This is a genomic window from Streptomyces sp. NPDC001407, from assembly GCF_042895325.1.
In the GTDB taxonomy this organism is placed as follows: Bacteria; Actinomycetota; Actinomycetes; order Streptomycetales; family Streptomycetaceae; genus Streptomyces.
Genome location: NZ_JBIAWF010000017.1, coordinates 95,538 through 109,047, shown reverse-complemented (window position 1 = coordinate 109,047; position 13,510 = coordinate 95,538). Strand labels below are relative to the sequence as shown.

12 protein-coding genes are annotated in these 13,510 nt (G+C 70.8%); 7 read left to right on the top strand and 5 right to left on the bottom strand.

What is annotated here, in order from left to right; translation table 11 throughout:
- The first annotated feature begins 2 nt into the window (after positions 1 to 2).
- The 5 genes from tpiA to pgi all read left to right on the top strand — a co-directional run bounded on the left by tpiA (position 3) and on the right by pgi (position 4,732).
- Positions 3 to 779, top strand: coding sequence for a triose-phosphate isomerase (gene tpiA, locus ACFY1P_RS23270; protein WP_361532314.1), 777 nt, complete (start codon positions 3 to 5; stop codon positions 777 to 779).
- Positions 780 to 893: 114 nt separating this feature from the next.
- Complete coding sequence (gene secG / locus ACFY1P_RS23265) at positions 894 to 1,124, top strand: preprotein translocase subunit SecG (RefSeq protein WP_184730779.1); 231 nt, start codon at positions 894 to 896, stop codon at positions 1,122 to 1,124.
- 185 nt (positions 1,125 to 1,309) lie between these two features.
- Positions 1,310 to 1,645, top strand: a complete 336-nt coding sequence (locus ACFY1P_RS23260) for an RNA polymerase-binding protein RbpA (protein WP_079110552.1) — start codon at positions 1,310 to 1,312, stop codon at positions 1,643 to 1,645.
- 110 nt (positions 1,646 to 1,755) lie between these two features.
- The gene (locus ACFY1P_RS23255; protein WP_390751749.1) at positions 1,756 to 3,027 is read left to right on the top strand and encodes an MFS transporter; all 1,272 of its coding nucleotides are present in this window, start codon (positions 1,756 to 1,758) and stop codon (positions 3,025 to 3,027) included.
- 55 nt (positions 3,028 to 3,082) lie between these two features.
- Positions 3,083 to 4,732: a glucose-6-phosphate isomerase gene (pgi, locus tag ACFY1P_RS23250; RefSeq protein ID WP_390751777.1), complete on the top strand. Its 1,650-nt coding sequence runs from the start codon at positions 3,083 to 3,085 to the stop codon at positions 4,730 to 4,732.
- A gap of 339 nt (positions 4,733 to 5,071) precedes the next feature.
- On the opposite strand, the gene pgl is transcribed toward pgi, so the two are convergent.
- Genes pgl through tkt form a run of 5 tightly spaced genes read right to left on the bottom strand, consistent with a single transcriptional unit; the run spans position 5,072 to position 11,702 of the window.
- On the bottom strand, positions 5,072 to 5,854 hold the full coding sequence (gene pgl, locus ACFY1P_RS23245; RefSeq protein ID WP_361527943.1) for a 6-phosphogluconolactonase: 783 nt from the start codon (positions 5,852 to 5,854) through the stop codon (positions 5,072 to 5,074).
- Complete coding sequence (gene opcA / locus ACFY1P_RS23240; RefSeq protein WP_361527941.1) at positions 5,851 to 6,939, bottom strand: glucose-6-phosphate dehydrogenase assembly protein OpcA; 1,089 nt, start codon at positions 6,937 to 6,939, stop codon at positions 5,851 to 5,853. The genes pgl and opcA overlap by 4 nt, the downstream gene beginning before the upstream one ends.
- Positions 6,936 to 8,462, bottom strand: a complete 1,527-nt coding sequence (gene zwf / locus ACFY1P_RS23235) for a glucose-6-phosphate dehydrogenase (protein ID WP_361527939.1) — start codon at positions 8,460 to 8,462, stop codon at positions 6,936 to 6,938. The genes opcA and zwf overlap by 4 nt, the downstream gene beginning before the upstream one ends.
- A 1-nt stretch (position 8,463) precedes the next feature.
- Positions 8,464 to 9,579, bottom strand: coding sequence for a transaldolase (tal, locus tag ACFY1P_RS23230; protein WP_361527937.1), 1,116 nt, complete (start codon positions 9,577 to 9,579; stop codon positions 8,464 to 8,466).
- A gap of 35 nt (positions 9,580 to 9,614) precedes the next feature.
- Entirely contained in the window at positions 9,615 to 11,702 is a 2,088-nt protein-coding gene (tkt, locus tag ACFY1P_RS23225; RefSeq protein WP_390751748.1) for a transketolase, read from the bottom strand.
- 440 nt (positions 11,703 to 12,142) lie between these two features.
- Between tkt and ACFY1P_RS23220 the strand changes: the two genes are divergently transcribed.
- Together ACFY1P_RS23220 and ACFY1P_RS23215 are read left to right on the top strand one after the other, a co-directional pair.
- Complete coding sequence (locus ACFY1P_RS23220) at positions 12,143 to 13,084, top strand: heme o synthase (RefSeq protein WP_361527933.1); 942 nt, start codon at positions 12,143 to 12,145, stop codon at positions 13,082 to 13,084.
- A gap of 24 nt (positions 13,085 to 13,108) precedes the next feature.
- A complete protein-coding gene (locus tag ACFY1P_RS23215) occupies positions 13,109 to 13,462 on the top strand; it encodes a hypothetical protein (RefSeq protein WP_361527931.1) in 354 nt (117 codons plus the stop codon).
- Positions 13,463 to 13,510: the final 48 nt, after the last annotated feature.

Genomic DNA, 13,510 nt, shown 5'->3' with positions numbered 1-13,510 from the left:
CCGTGAGTGAACGTACCCCGCTGATGGCGGGCAACTGGAAGATGAACCTCAACCACCTCGAGGCCATCGCGCACGTCCAGAAGCTCGCCTTCGCGCTCGCCGACAAGGACTACGACCAGACCGAGGTCGCCGTCCTGCCGCCCTTCGTGGACCTGCGCTCGGTGCAGACCCTGGTCGACGGCGACAAGCTCAAGATCAAGTACGGCGCCCAGGACATCTCGGCGTACGACTCCGGCGCCTACACCGGCGAGATCTCCGGCGCGATGCTGGCCAAGCTCAAGTGCTCCTACGTGGCCGTCGGCCACTCCGAGCGCCGCCAGTACCACGGCGAGACCGACGAGGTCTGCAACGCCAAGGTCAAGGCCGCCTTCCGGCACGGGATCACCCCGATCCTCTGCGTCGGCGAGGGCCTGGAGGTCCGCAAGGCCGGCGCCCAGGTCGCGCACACCCTCGCGCAGGTCGACGGCGCCCTCAAGGACATCCCGGCCGAGCAGGCCGAGAGCATCGTCATCGCCTACGAGCCCGTCTGGGCCATCGGCACCGGCGAGGTCGCCACGCCCGAGGACGCGCAGGAGGTCTGCGGTGCCATCCGCGGCCGTCTCGCCGAGCTCTACGGCCGTGAGCTGGCCGACAAGGTGCGCATCCAGTACGGCGGCTCCGTCAAGTCCGGCAACATCGCCGCGATCATGGCGCAGCCCGACGTCGACGGTGCCCTGATCGGCGGCGCCGCCCTGGACGTGGACGACTTCGTCAAGATCGTCCGATTCCGCGACCAGTAAGCGAGCTATGACGACGGGTGCTCCCCGTCGTACCCTGTCGGGGCCGGGACCGGTGTTTTCTCGCCGCCCGGCCCCTCACCGTTCCAGTCCGAGAGAGTTGGTCCAGCCGTGGTCATGGGGTTCTCGATCGCCCTCATCGTCTTCAGCCTGCTGATGATGATGCTGGTGCTCATGCACAAGGGGAAGGGCGGCGGTCTGTCCGACATGTTCGGCGGCGGCATGCAGTCCTCCGTCGGCGGCTCCTCGGTCGCCGAGCGGAATCTCGACCGGATCACCGTCGTGGTCGGTCTGCTGTGGTTCGCGTGCATTGTCGCACTCGGCCTGCTGATGAAGCTCGATAGCTGACGTACCGTCGCGGACGCGGCCTATCATTGAGGTCGCGTCTTCGCGGCCGGGCTGTAACTCCTGCCACTGGACGCGCGTTGGGCCTTACGTAGACTGGGGCGCCCGCAGCGGAGTCCGTTCGGCCGACCCCGCGGCGCAGCCGCTATTTGGCACCGTGCAGCACCATCACGCAGGGAGTTACGACCGTGGCAAGTGGCAACGCGATCCGAGGAAGTCGGGTCGGAGCGGGGCCGATGGGAGAGGCCGAGCGCGGCGAGTCCGCACCTCGCCTCCGCATCTCCTTCTGGTGCTCGAACGGGCACGAGACGCAGCCGAGCTTCGCCAGCGACGCCCAGGTGCCGGACACCTGGGACTGCCCCCGCTGCGGCTTCCCGGCCGGTCAGGACCGGGACAGCCCGCCGGACCCGCCCCGCACCGAGCCCTACAAGACCCACCTGGCGTACGTCCGGGAGCGGCGCAGCGACGCGGACGGCGAGGCGATCCTCGCCGAGGCGCTCGCCAAGCTCCGCGGGGAGATCTGAGCGGCACCACCGAACGGACGGCCCGGCAGCGCACCTGAGAAGGTGCGCTGCCGGGCCGTTGTCAGTGGTCGCCGGTACGGTTTTCGACAGGGCGTCCTCCGGGGGGAATCGTGGCAGCTGTCGAGGATCCGACGGTCGTACCGGTCACATCAACGACCGTGGGCCGGACGGGAGTTCGGGGCGGGTTCGGGCGGCTGTGGGCCGCGGCCGTGGTGTCGCGCTTCGGCGACGCGCTGCGCGGTGCCGCGCTCCCGCTGCTCGCCGCCTCCCTCACAAGCTCGCCGCTGCTCGTCTCGCTGGTGACGGCGAGCGGCTTCCTGCCCTGGCTGCTCTTCGGGCTGCTCGGCGGGGCGCTCGCCGACCGGGTCGACCAGCGGCGGGCCATGTGGACGGTCGACGTGCTCCGCGGCGCCCTGGTGGCCGCCTTCGCGGCCGCCGTCGCCCTCGGGCACGCCACGATCGGTCTCCTGATCGCGCTCGCCTTCCTCCTCACCACCCTCCAGACCCTCTTCGACAACGCCGCCACCGCCCTGCTCCCCGCCGTGGTGCCCCCGGAGGGGCTCGGCCGGGCCAACGCCAGGCTGATGACCGGACAGCAGATCGCCGGGACGTTCCTGGGCGCGCCCCTGCTCCCGGTGCTGCTCGCCGTGGGCGCCGCGATGCCCTTCGCGGCCGACGCCGCCACCTATCTCCTGGCGGCCGCCCTCGTGGCGACCCTGCGGATACCGGCGCCCGCACGGGAGCCGCGCCCCGCCGGGCGGACGCTCCGCCATGAGATGGCCCAGGGCCTGCGAGCGCTGTGGCACGACGCCACGCTCCGCGCGCTGTGCATATCCACCACGCTGTGCAACGTGGCGGTCGGCGCGCTCATCGCGAGCCTGCCGCTGCTGGTCACCCGGTGGCTGCACGGCGGCGACGGAGGCTACGCGGCGGTCATCGCCGCGTACGGCGCGGGCGGCGTCGCCGGAGGGCTGCTGGCCGGCCGGCTCGTGGAGCGCTTCGGACCGGTGCGGAGCATGCTGCTCGGCGGCGCCCTCCAGACGGCCTGCCTGGTGGCGCTCGGCTCGGTGCGCGAACTGCCCGTCGCCGTCGCCGCCCTGAGCCTCTTCGGCTTCGCCGGCATGGTCTGGAACGTCACCCAGACGACGCTGATGCAGCGGCGCGCCCCGGCGGGCATGCTCGGGCGGATCAGCGCCGCCTTCCGCACCCTCGCCGTCGCCGGCGCGCCCTTCGGGGCCCTGGCCGCGGGCGCCGTCGCCACCGCATGGGGGCTGAACGCCCCCATGCTGCCCGCCGCGTCGCTCTTCGCGCTCGCCGTTCTCGCCCTGCTGCCCGCCGTGGACCGCGCCGGGAAGGGCACGACATCTCATACGGCGCCCTGATCACATAGGTTGGGGGTGGCGGGGCAGCTACGAGAAGAATGGGCTGATGTCCGAGATGAACGCAGAGGGCCGCAGGCTCGACCAGACGCCTGAGTGGAACGCACTGGCCAAGCACCGGGACGAGCTCGGGGAGGTGCACCTGCGACAGCTGTTCGCGGATGATCCCCAGCGGGCCGGGCGCTTGACGCTCACCGTCGGCGATCTGCACGTCGACTATTCCAAGCACCTGGTGACCGACGAGACGCTGCGCCTGCTGCGCGAGCTGGCGGCGTCGGCCGGGGTGGCGGAGCTGCGGGACGCGATGTTCCGCGGCGAGAAGATCAACACCACCGAGGACCGCGCCGTGCTGCACACCGCGCTGCGCGCCCCCGAGTCGGCGGTGATCAAGTCGGACGGCGAGAACGTCGTCCCCGCCGTGCACGCCGTGCTGCGCAAGATGCAGGTCTTCACCGACCGGGTGCGCTCCGGTGACTGGAAGGGTCACACCGGCAAGCCCATCAAGAACGTCGTCAACATCGGCATCGGCGGCTCCGACCTCGGCCCGGCGATGGCCTACGAGGCGCTGCGGGCCTACACGGCGCGCGACCTGACGTTCCGTTTCGTCTCCAACGTCGACGGCGCGGACCTGCACGAGGCCGTCCGGGACCTCGACCCGGCCGAGACGCTGTTCATCATCGCCTCGAAGACCTTCACCACGATCGAGACGATCACCAATGCCACCTCGGCGCGCAACTGGCTGCTGACGGGGCTCGGGGCGGGCGAGGACGCCGTCGCCAAGCACTTCGTGGCGCTGTCGACGAACGAGCGGAAGGTGTCGGAGTTCGGCATCGACCCGACGAACATGTTCGAGTTCTGGGACTGGGTCGGCGGCCGCTATTCGTACGACTCGGCCATCGGCCTGTCCCTGATGCTCGCCATCGGGCCGGACCACTTCCGCGAGATGCTCGCCGGCTTCCACCTGGTCGACGAGCACTTCCGGTGCGCGCCGCCCGAGGAGAACGTCCCGCTGCTGCTGGGCCTGCTCGGCATCTGGTACGGCAACTTCCATGGCGCGCAGTCGCACGCGGTGCTGCCCTACAGCCACTACCTGTCGAAGTTCGCGGCCTATCTCCAGCAGCTCGACATGGAGTCCAACGGCAAGTCCGTCGACCGTGAGGGCAATCCCGTCAACTGGCAGACCGGGCCGGTCGTCTGGGGCACGCCGGGCACCAACGGGCAGCACGCCTATTACCAGTTGATCCACCAGGGCACGAAGCTGATCCCGGCGGACTTCATCGGCTTCGCCAAGCCGGTGGACGACCTGCTGCCGGGTCTGGTCGCCCAGCACGACCTGCTGATGGCCAATCTCTTCGCCCAGGGTCAGGCGCTCGCCTTCGGCAAGACCGCGGAGGAGGTCGCCGCGGAGGGCGTCCCGGCGGAGCTCGTGCCGCACAAGACGTTCCGGGGCAACCACCCGACGACCACGATCCTCGCGAGCGAGCTGACGCCGTCGGTGCTCGGGCAGCTGATCGCGCTCTACGAGCACAAGGTGTTCGTCCAGGGCGCTGTCTGGAACATCGACTCCTTCGACCAGTGGGGCGTCGAGCTCGGCAAGGTCCTCGCCAAGCGGGTGGAGCCGGCGCTCAGCGCCGGCTCCGATGTACCTGGACTGGACGCGTCCACGGCTGCGCTGGTCGCGCGCTACCGGGAGCTGCGGGGGCGCTAGCCGTTGGCCCCTGGGGGCTGCGCCCCCCAGACCCCCTGACCGCGCTTCGCGCGGTGTCCTCAAACTCCCCCAGCGGTAGCTGGGGGAGCTCCCGCCGCAGGCGGCAACGGGCCCGCACGTCGGGGTCTGGGGCAGCGCCCCCACGCGGCGGAGCCGCATATCAGACGCAGCCGGGAAGGGGCGGGATAGGGGAACAAAGCGCCGCAGGCGCCAACCCACCCGGACCTGGGGCGGAGCCCCACGCGGCGGAGCCGTACGTCAGATGCAGTGGGAAGGGGCGAGGCTGGGGGAAAATCCCCCGCCCCGCCCCTTCCCGCACCTACAGCGGCGTCGCCGGCGTCAGGACGAAGCCGGAGGGTACAAGCTCCGCGGCAGCTGTGCCGCCGCGGCACGGTCCAGAAGCCAGAGCGTCCGGCGGGTGCCGTACGCGCCCGCCGCCGGTGCCTGGATCTCGCCCGCGCCCGACAGTGCCATCGCGACCGCGTTCGCCTTGTCCTCGCCCGCCGCGAGGAGCCAGACCTCGCGGGCCGCGCGGATCGCCGGGAGGGTCAGGGAGACCCTCGTCGGCGGCGGCTTCGGCGCGCCGTGCACGCCGATGACCGTGCGCTCGGTCTCCCGTACGCCCGGCAGTTCCGGGAACAGCGACGCCACGTGCGTGTCCGGGCCGACGCCCAGCAGCAGCACGTCGAAGGACGGCACGGGGCCGTGGTCCTCGGGCCGCGCGGCGGCCGCGAGTTCGGCGGCGTACGCCTCCGCCGCGGCGTCCGCGTCATTGCCGTACCGGTCACCGGACGGGGGCATCACGTGCACCCGTGCGGGGTCCAGCGGCACCGAGTCCAGGAGCGCCTCGCGCGCCTGGGTCACATTGCGCTCGGGGTCGCCCTCGGGCAGGAAGCGCTCGTCGCCCCACCACAGGTCCAGCCGGGACCAGTCCACCGCGTCGCGCGCGGGCGCCCCGGCGAGGGCCGCGAGCAGCCCGTTGCCGTTGCGCCCGCCCGTGAGGACGACGGAGGCGGAGCCCCGGGCGGCCTGCGCGTCCACGATCTTCGTGATCAGCCGGGCCGCCGCGGCCTGCGCCATCAGCTCCTTGTCCCGGTGGACGACGATCTGCGGAGCGCTCACTTGCCGGCCGCCTTCTTGCCGCCGGTCTTCCTGGCGGGCGCGGGCTTGGCCTCGGCGGCCGCACCGGTCTCGGCGGTCTCCGCCTGCGGAGCCTCGGGAGCCTCCGGGGCGGCCTCGGCCGTCTTCGCCGCCGCCGCGGCCGGTGCCGCACTCTTGCCGCCGTCGCCGAGCCGCTCCACGCCGTACTTCAGCGCGGAGGCGTAGGTGTCGTCCGGGTCGAGCCGCCGCAGTTCCTCGGCGAGGAGCTCGGCGGTGTCGCGCCGGTTGAGCGCCACCGCGCGGTCGGGCTGGCCCGGCATGGAGAGCGTGGCCAGGGAGCCGTCCGGGCGGTCCAGCACGATGGTGCCGTTCTTGGACTCCATGCGCACGGCCGTCAGGCCCGGCCCGTCGGAGACGGTCCGGCTGACCGGGATGCCGAGGCGGTCGGCGAGCCACATCGCGAGCAGCTCGCCGCTGGGGTTGTAGCCCTCGCCCGTGACGTCGGCGGAGACGATCTCGACCTGCTGCTGGTCGAGCGCGGCCGCGAGCATCGAGCGCCAGGGCGTGATGCGGGTCCAGGCCAGGTCGGTGTCGCCCGGCGCGTAGTGCGCCGCGCGGGCCGCCAGCTCCGTGAGGGGGTCCTCGGCGGCGTAGGCGTCGGTGACCCGGCGCTGGGCGAGCGAACCCAGCGGGTCCTTCTCGGGGTTGGCGGGGGAGGCCACCGGCCACCAGACGACCACGGGGGCGTCGGGCAGCAGCAGCGGCAGCACGACCGACTGGGCGTGGTCGATGACGTCGCCGTAGAGCCGCAGCACCACGGTCTCGCCGGTGCCCGCCGAGGTGCCCACGCGGACCTCCGCGTCGAGGCGGGCCTTGGCGCGGTCGCGGGGGGAGCGGCTGACCCGCTTGATGACGACGAGCTTGCGCGAGGGGTGCTCGCGGGAGGCCTCGTTGGCCGCCTTCAGCGCGTCGTAGGCGTGCTCCTCGTCGGTGACGATGACCAGGGTCAGCACCATGCCGATGGCGGGGGTGCCGATGGCGCGGCGGCCCTGGACCAGCGCGTTGTTGATCTTGCTGGACGTGGTGTCCGTCAGGTCGATTTTCATGGCCGGCGCCAGCTCCGTCCGTCACGTGCGAGCATCTCGTCCGCCTCGACGGGGCCCCAGGTGCCTGCCGGGTAGGACGCGGGCTTGCCGTTGGATTCCCAGTACTGCTCGATCGGGTCGAGGATCTGCCAGGACAGCTCGACCTCCCGCAGGCGCGGGAAGAGGTTGGCGTCGCCGAGGAGCACATCGAGGATGAGCCGCTCGTACGCCTCGGGGCTGGACTCGGTGAAGGACTCGCCGTAGGCGAAGTCCATCGAGACGTCCCGGACCTCCATCGAGGTGCCCGGCACCTTCGAACCGAACCTCAGGGTGACGCCCTCGTCCGGCTGCACCCGGATGACCAGGGCGTTCTGCCCCAGCTCCTCGGTGGCGGTGTGGTCGAAGGGCGAGTGCGGCGCGCGCTGGAAGACCACCGCGATCTCGGTGACGCGGCGGCCGAGCCGCTTGCCCGTGCGGAGGTAGAAGGGGACGCCCGCCCAGCGGCGGTTGTCGATCTCCAGCTTGATCGCGGCGTAGGTGTCGGTCTTGGACGCCGGGTCGATGCCGTCCTCTTCGAGGTAGCCGACGACCTCCTCGCCGCCCTGCCAGCCGTGCGCGTACTGCCCGCGGACGGTCTCCTTGCCGAGGTCCTTGGGCAGCCGCACGGCGCCCAGCACCTTGGTCTTCTCCGCGACCAGCGCGTCGGCCTCGAAGGAGGCGGGCTCCTCCATGGCGGTCAGCGCCAGCAGCTGGAGCAGGTGGTTCTGGATGACGTCACGGGCGGCGCCGATGCCGTCGTAGTAGCCCGCGCGGCCGCCGATGCCGATGTCCTCGGCCATGGTGATCTGCACGTGGTCGACGTAGGACCGGTTCCAGATCGGCTCGAAGAGGGTGTTGGCGAAGCGGAGCGCCAGGATGTTCTGGACGGTCTCCTTGCCCAGGTAGTGGTCGATCCGGAAGACCTCTTCGGGCGGGAAGACCTCGTGGACGATCCGGTTGAGCTCCTGCGCGGAGGCCAGATCGTGACCGAAGGGCTTCTCGATGACGGCACGCCGCCAGGAGCCCTCCTTCTGGTCGGCCAGGCCGTGCTTCTTCAGCTGCTGGACGACCTTGGGGAAGAACTTCGGCGGCACGGACAGGTAGAAGGCGAAGTTGCCGCCGGTGCCCTGTGCCTTGTCGAGTTCGTAGATGGTGTCCTTGAGGGTCTCGAACGCCTCGTCGTCGTCGAAGTCGCCCTGCACGAACCGGCAGCCCTGCACCAGCTGCTGCCAGACCTCCTCACGGAAGGGCGTGCGCGCGTGCTCCTTGACGGCGTCGTGCACGATCTGGGCGAAGTCCTCGGTCTCCCAGTCGCGGCGCGCGAAGCCGATGAGCGAGAAGCCCGGCGGCAGCAGGCCCCGGTTCGCGAGGTCGTAGACTGCGGGCATCAGCTTTTTTCGGGACAAATCGCCCGTGACGCCAAAGATGACCAGGCCCGACGGCCCCGCGATACGCGGGAGCCGTCGGTCCTGAGCGTCACGCAGCGGATTGCTGCTTGTGCTCAACTCACGCCTCCGGGGCGAGGCGCTTGAGCTCCGCCTCGGTGGACTTCAGAAGGTCGTTCCAGGACTGCTCGAACTTGTCGACGCCCTCGTCCTCGAGCAGCTGGACGACCTCGTCGTACGAGATGCCCAGCTTGGCGAGCGCGTCGAGCTCGGCCTTGGCCTGCTCGTACGTGCCGCGCACCGTGTCGCCGGTGATCTGCCCGTGGTCGGCCGTGGCCTCCAGGGTGGCCTCCGGCATGGTGTTGACCGTGTTCGGGGCGACCAGGTCGTCCACGTACAGCGTGTCCTTGTAGGCCGGGTCCTTGACGCCGGTCGAGGCCCACAGCGGACGCTGCTTGTTGGCGCCCAGCTTCTCCAGGGCGGCCCAGCGGTCGGAGGAGAAGACCTCCTCGTACGCCTGGTAGGCGAGGCGGGCGTTGGCCAGGGCGGCCTTGCCGCGCAGCGCCTTGGCCTCGTCGGTGCCCAGCGCGTCCAGGCGCTTGTCGATCTCGCTGTCCACGCGGGACACGAAGAAGGACGCGACCGAGTGGATCAGCGACAGGTCCAAGCCCGCGGCCTTGGCCTTCTCCAGACCCGTCAGGTAGGCGTCCATGACCGCGCGGTAGCGCTCCAGCGAGAAGATCAGCGTGACGTTGACGCTGATGCCCTTGCCGATCACCTCGGCGATGGCCGGCAGGCCCGCCTTGGTCGCCGGGATCTTGATCAGGGTGTTGGGGCGGTCCACCAGCCAGGCCAGCTGCTTGGCCTCGGCGACGGTGGCCGTCGTCTCGTGCGCCAGGCGCGGGTCGACCTCGATGGAGACCCGGCCGTCCTGGCCGTCGGTCGCGTCGAAGACCGGGCGCAGGATGTCGGCGGCGTCACGGACGTCCGCCGTCGTGATCATGCGGATCGCCTCTTCGACGGTGACCTTGCGGGCCGCGAGGTCGGTGAGCTGCTGCTCGTAGCCGTCGCCGCCGGAGATCGCCTTCTGGAAGATCGACGGGTTGGTGGTGACACCCACGACGTGGCTCTGGTCGATCAGCTCGGCCAGGTTGCCGGACGTGATGCGCTTGCGGGACAGGTCGTCCAGCCAGATCGCGACGCCTTCGTCGGAGAGGCGCTTGAGTGCGTCTGTCATCGGGATTGCATCTCCTACTAGTGGAAGCGGTCGCGTCAGCGACGGTTGGCGTCGGCGAGCTCGATCGACTCGCGGGCGGCGGCCACGACGGCCTCGGAGGTCAGACCGAACTCGCGGTAGAGGATCTTGTAGTCCGCGGAGGCACCGAAGTGCTCCAGCGAGACGATCCGGCCGGCGTCGCCGACGAACCGGTGCCAGGTCAGGCCGATGCCCGCCTCGACGGCCACGCGGGCCTTGACGTCCGGCAGCAGCACGCCGTCGCGGTACGCCTGGTCCTGCTCCTCGAACCACTCGACGGACGGCATGGAGACCACGCGGGTCGGGATGCCCTCCGCCTGGAGCACGTCACGGGCCTCGACGGCCAGCTGGACCTCGGAGCCGGTGCCGATCAGGATCACCTGCGGCCGGCCGCCCTCGGCCTCGAAGAGGACGTAGCCGCCCTTGGCGGCGCCCTCGTTGGCCTCGTACGTCGGGACGTTCTGGCGGGTCAGGGCCAGACCGTGCGGCGCCGGGTTCGTGGTGTGGCGCTTGGTGATCTCGCGCCAGGCGATCGCCGTCTCGTTGGCGTCGGCCGGGCGGACCATGTTCAGGCCCGGGATGGCCCGCAGCGCGGCCATGTGCTCGACCGGCTGGTGGGTCGGGCCGTCCTCGCCGAGACCGATGGAGTCGTGCGTCCACACGTAGGTGACCGGCAGCTTCATCAGGGCGGCCAGGCGGACGGCCGGGCGCATGTAGTCGGAGAACACCAGGAAGGTGCCGCCGTAGACGCGGGTGTTGCCGTGCAGCGCGATGCCGTTCATGGTCGAACCCATGGCGTGCTCGCGGATGCCGAAGTGGATCGTGCGGCCGTACGGGCTCGCCTCGGGGAGCGGGTTGCCCTCCGGGAGGAACGAGGACGACGCGTCGATCGTGGTGTTGTTCGAGCCGGCGAGGTCGGCGGAGCCGCCCCACAGCTCGGGCAGCACGCCGCCCAGCGCCTTGAGGACCTCGCCGGACGCCTTGCGGGTCGCGACGTCCTTGCCGGCCGGGAAGACGGGGAGCGCGTGCTCCCAGCCGTCGGGCAGCTCGCCCGCGGTGATGCGGTCCAGCTCGGCGGCGCGCTCGGGGTTGGCGGAGCGCCACTCCTGGAGCTGCTTGTCCCAGGTCGCGTGGGCCTCACGGCCGCGGTCGACGACCTTGCGGGCGTGCGCGAAGACCTCGTCCTCGACCTGGAAGGTCTGCTCCGGGTCGAAGCCCAGGACGCGCTTGGTGGCGGCCACCTCGGCGTCGCCGAGGGCCGAGCCGTGCGAGGCCTCGGTGTTCTGGGCGTTCGGGGCCGGCCAGGCGATGATCGTGCGTGCCGCGATGATCGAGGGACGCTCGGTCTCCTCCTGCGCCGCCTTCAGGGCGGCGTAGAGGGCCTGGACGTCGAAGTCGCCGTTCTCGGCCTGCTCGATGCGCTGGACGTGCCAGCCGTACGCCTCGTAGCGCGCCAGGACGTCCTCGGAGAAGGCGGTCTCGGTGTCGCCCTCGATCGAGATGTGGTTGTCGTCGTAGAGCGCGACGATGTTGCCGAGCTTCTGGTGACCGGCCAGCGAGGACGCCTCGGCGGAGATGCCCTCCTCCAGGTCGCCGTCGGAGACGATCGCCCAGATGGTGTGGTCGAACGGGGAGGCGCCCTTCGGGGCCTCCGGGTCGAACAGGCCGCGCTCGTAGCGGGCGGCCATCGCCATGCCCACGGCGTTGGCGATGCCCTGGCCCAGCGGGCCGGTGGTGGTCTCCACGCCGCGGGTGTGGCCGTGCTCCGGGTGACCCGGGGTCTTGCTGCCCCAGGTGCGGAAGGCCTTCAGGTCCGAAAGCTCAAGGCCGTAACCGGCCAGGAAGAGCTGGACGTAGAGCGTGAGGCTGGTGTGGCCGGGGGAGAGGACGAACCGGTCGCGGCCGGCCCAGTCGGCGTCGCTCGGGTCGTGCCGCATCAGCTTCTGGAACAGCAGATAGGCGGCGGGCGCCAGGCTCATGGCCGTGCCCGGATGGCCGTTGCCGACCTTCTGCACGGAGTCCATGGCCAGGACGCGGGCGGTATCGACGGCCCGCTGGTCCAGTTCGGTCCACTCGAGGTCTGTTGTGGTCGGCTTGGTGCTCACCCTCGGTTCAGGGCTCCTCTCCACATGTTTCGATTGCCGGGGGCGGTATGTTCCGCCACGACGCGGCGCTGTCGAGCCTACCCCGCAAGGGAGTGCGCCTTTTCGACACGCAGTCGGCTGCCCGACCCGACGTCCCGGGCAACCGGATCCGGATGACAAAGATTCCCGCCGCGGCTGCGGTGGTCATGGGTCCAGCCTGCCGGGGAGGGCGCCTTGGCGCCTCCCGAACGGGGCCACCGTGTCATGTTCCCCAAAGGCCCGGTCCGATGCGCGGGCACCGGTGACCGGGCGCGGATCGGGTCCGCTACGGTCCCAACACGACCCCACCCCGGCGGAGGCCGGGGTATCCCCTACGTCTAGAGTGGCGTGGTAAGCGCAAGCCTTTACCGGGTCGATCACGCCCGAGGTGCTTGCTGGCCTTATCTCTGTCAGGGGTGTGCGTGACGGCCGTCGAATCCCGTCCTGCGGGGGTGCTTTCGGAGACCTCCGGTCACCGGCCGTTCGGGGCCCGGGCCAAGGCATTCGTGGCGCTGACCAAGCCGCGGATCATCGAGCTGCTGCTGATGACCACCGTGCCGGTGATGTTCCTCGCCGCACAGGGCGTGCCCGACCTGTGGCTGGTCCTCGCCACGTGCGTCGGCGGTTATCTGTCCGCGGGCGGCGCCGGCGCGTACAACATGTACATCGACCGGGACATCGACGCGCTGATGGAGCGCACGGCCCAGCGCCCCCTGGTGACCGGGATGGTCTCGCCGAAGGAGTGCCTGGTCTTCGCCACGGCCCTGACCGTCGGCTCCACCGTCTGGTTCTGGTTCCTGGTCAACCCGCTGTCGGCGATGCTGGCGCTGGGTGCCAACGCCTTCTACGTCGTCATCTACACGATGCTCCTCAAGCGCCGCACCGCGCAGAACATCGTCTGGGGTGGCATCGCGGGCTGCCTGCCGGTCCTCATCGGCTGGTCCGCCGTGACCAACTCGGTCTCCTGGGCCTCGCTCGTCCTCTTCCTTGTCATGTTCTTCTGGACGCCGCCGCACTACTGGCCGCTGTCGATGAAGGTCAAGGGCGACTACGAGCGCGCGGGCGTGCCCATGCTGCCGGTCATCGCGGGCAACAAGGCGGTCGCCCGGCAGATCGTCCTCTACAGCTGGGTGATGGTCGCCGTCTCGCTGACGCTCCAGCCGCTGGGCTACACCGGCTGGTTCTACACGGTCACGGCGGCCGTGCTCGGCGGCATGTGGCTCAAGGAGGCGCACGCGCTCCAGGGCCGCGCCAACGCCGAGATCACCGGGGCGAAGCTCAAGGAGATGCGCCTCTTCCACTGGTCCATCACCTATGTGTCGCTGCTCTTCGCGGCGGTGGCCGTGGATCCCTTCCTGAGGTAATTACCGACCGGTAGCATCCTGCTCATGGCAGACACCACCACGCAGGCCGCAGCCACCGCACCCGACGCCCGGGCCGACCGCAAGGCGGCCCGGCTCGCCCGGCAGATCCGCGCCTTCGCCAAGGACCACGGCGGCGCCGCCGAGGGCCAGCTGGCACACATCGCCCGCGGCACCGTCCGCATCGCCCTCGTCGGCGCCAACGGCGAGTGGGGCACCCTCGTCGCCCCCTCCATGGAGACGGCGAAGAAGGCCGCCGAGCTCGCCGGACTCACCCTCCACGACGACTTCGACGGCGAGTTCGCCGCCAAGGTCCGCACCGGCCCGTACGAATGGTCCCGTATGGCGGGCATCCAGATCGGCGGCCCCAGCAATAACTGAGCGCCCCCTCGCCCGTTAGACCCGCCGGGAGCGGGACTCGGCACGGGG

What these genes read in the sequence shown, in the direction of transcription:
- secG (WP_184730779.1), top strand. Translation starts at nt 894, where the DNA reads ATGGGGTTCTCGATCGCCCTCATCGTCTTCAGCCTGCTGATGATGATG.
- pgi (WP_390751777.1), top strand. Translation starts at nt 3,083, where the DNA reads ATGAACGCAGAGGGCCGCAGGCTCGACCAGACGCCTGAGTGGAACGCA.
- opcA (WP_361527941.1), bottom strand. Translation starts at nt 6,939, where the DNA reads ATGAAAATCGACCTGACGGACACCACGTCCAGCAAGATCAACAACGCG.
- tal (WP_361527937.1), bottom strand. Translation starts at nt 9,579, where the DNA reads ATGACAGACGCACTCAAGCGCCTCTCCGACGAAGGCGTCGCGATCTGG.
- ACFY1P_RS23215 (WP_361527931.1), top strand. Translation starts at nt 13,109, where the DNA reads ATGGCAGACACCACCACGCAGGCCGCAGCCACCGCACCCGACGCCCGG.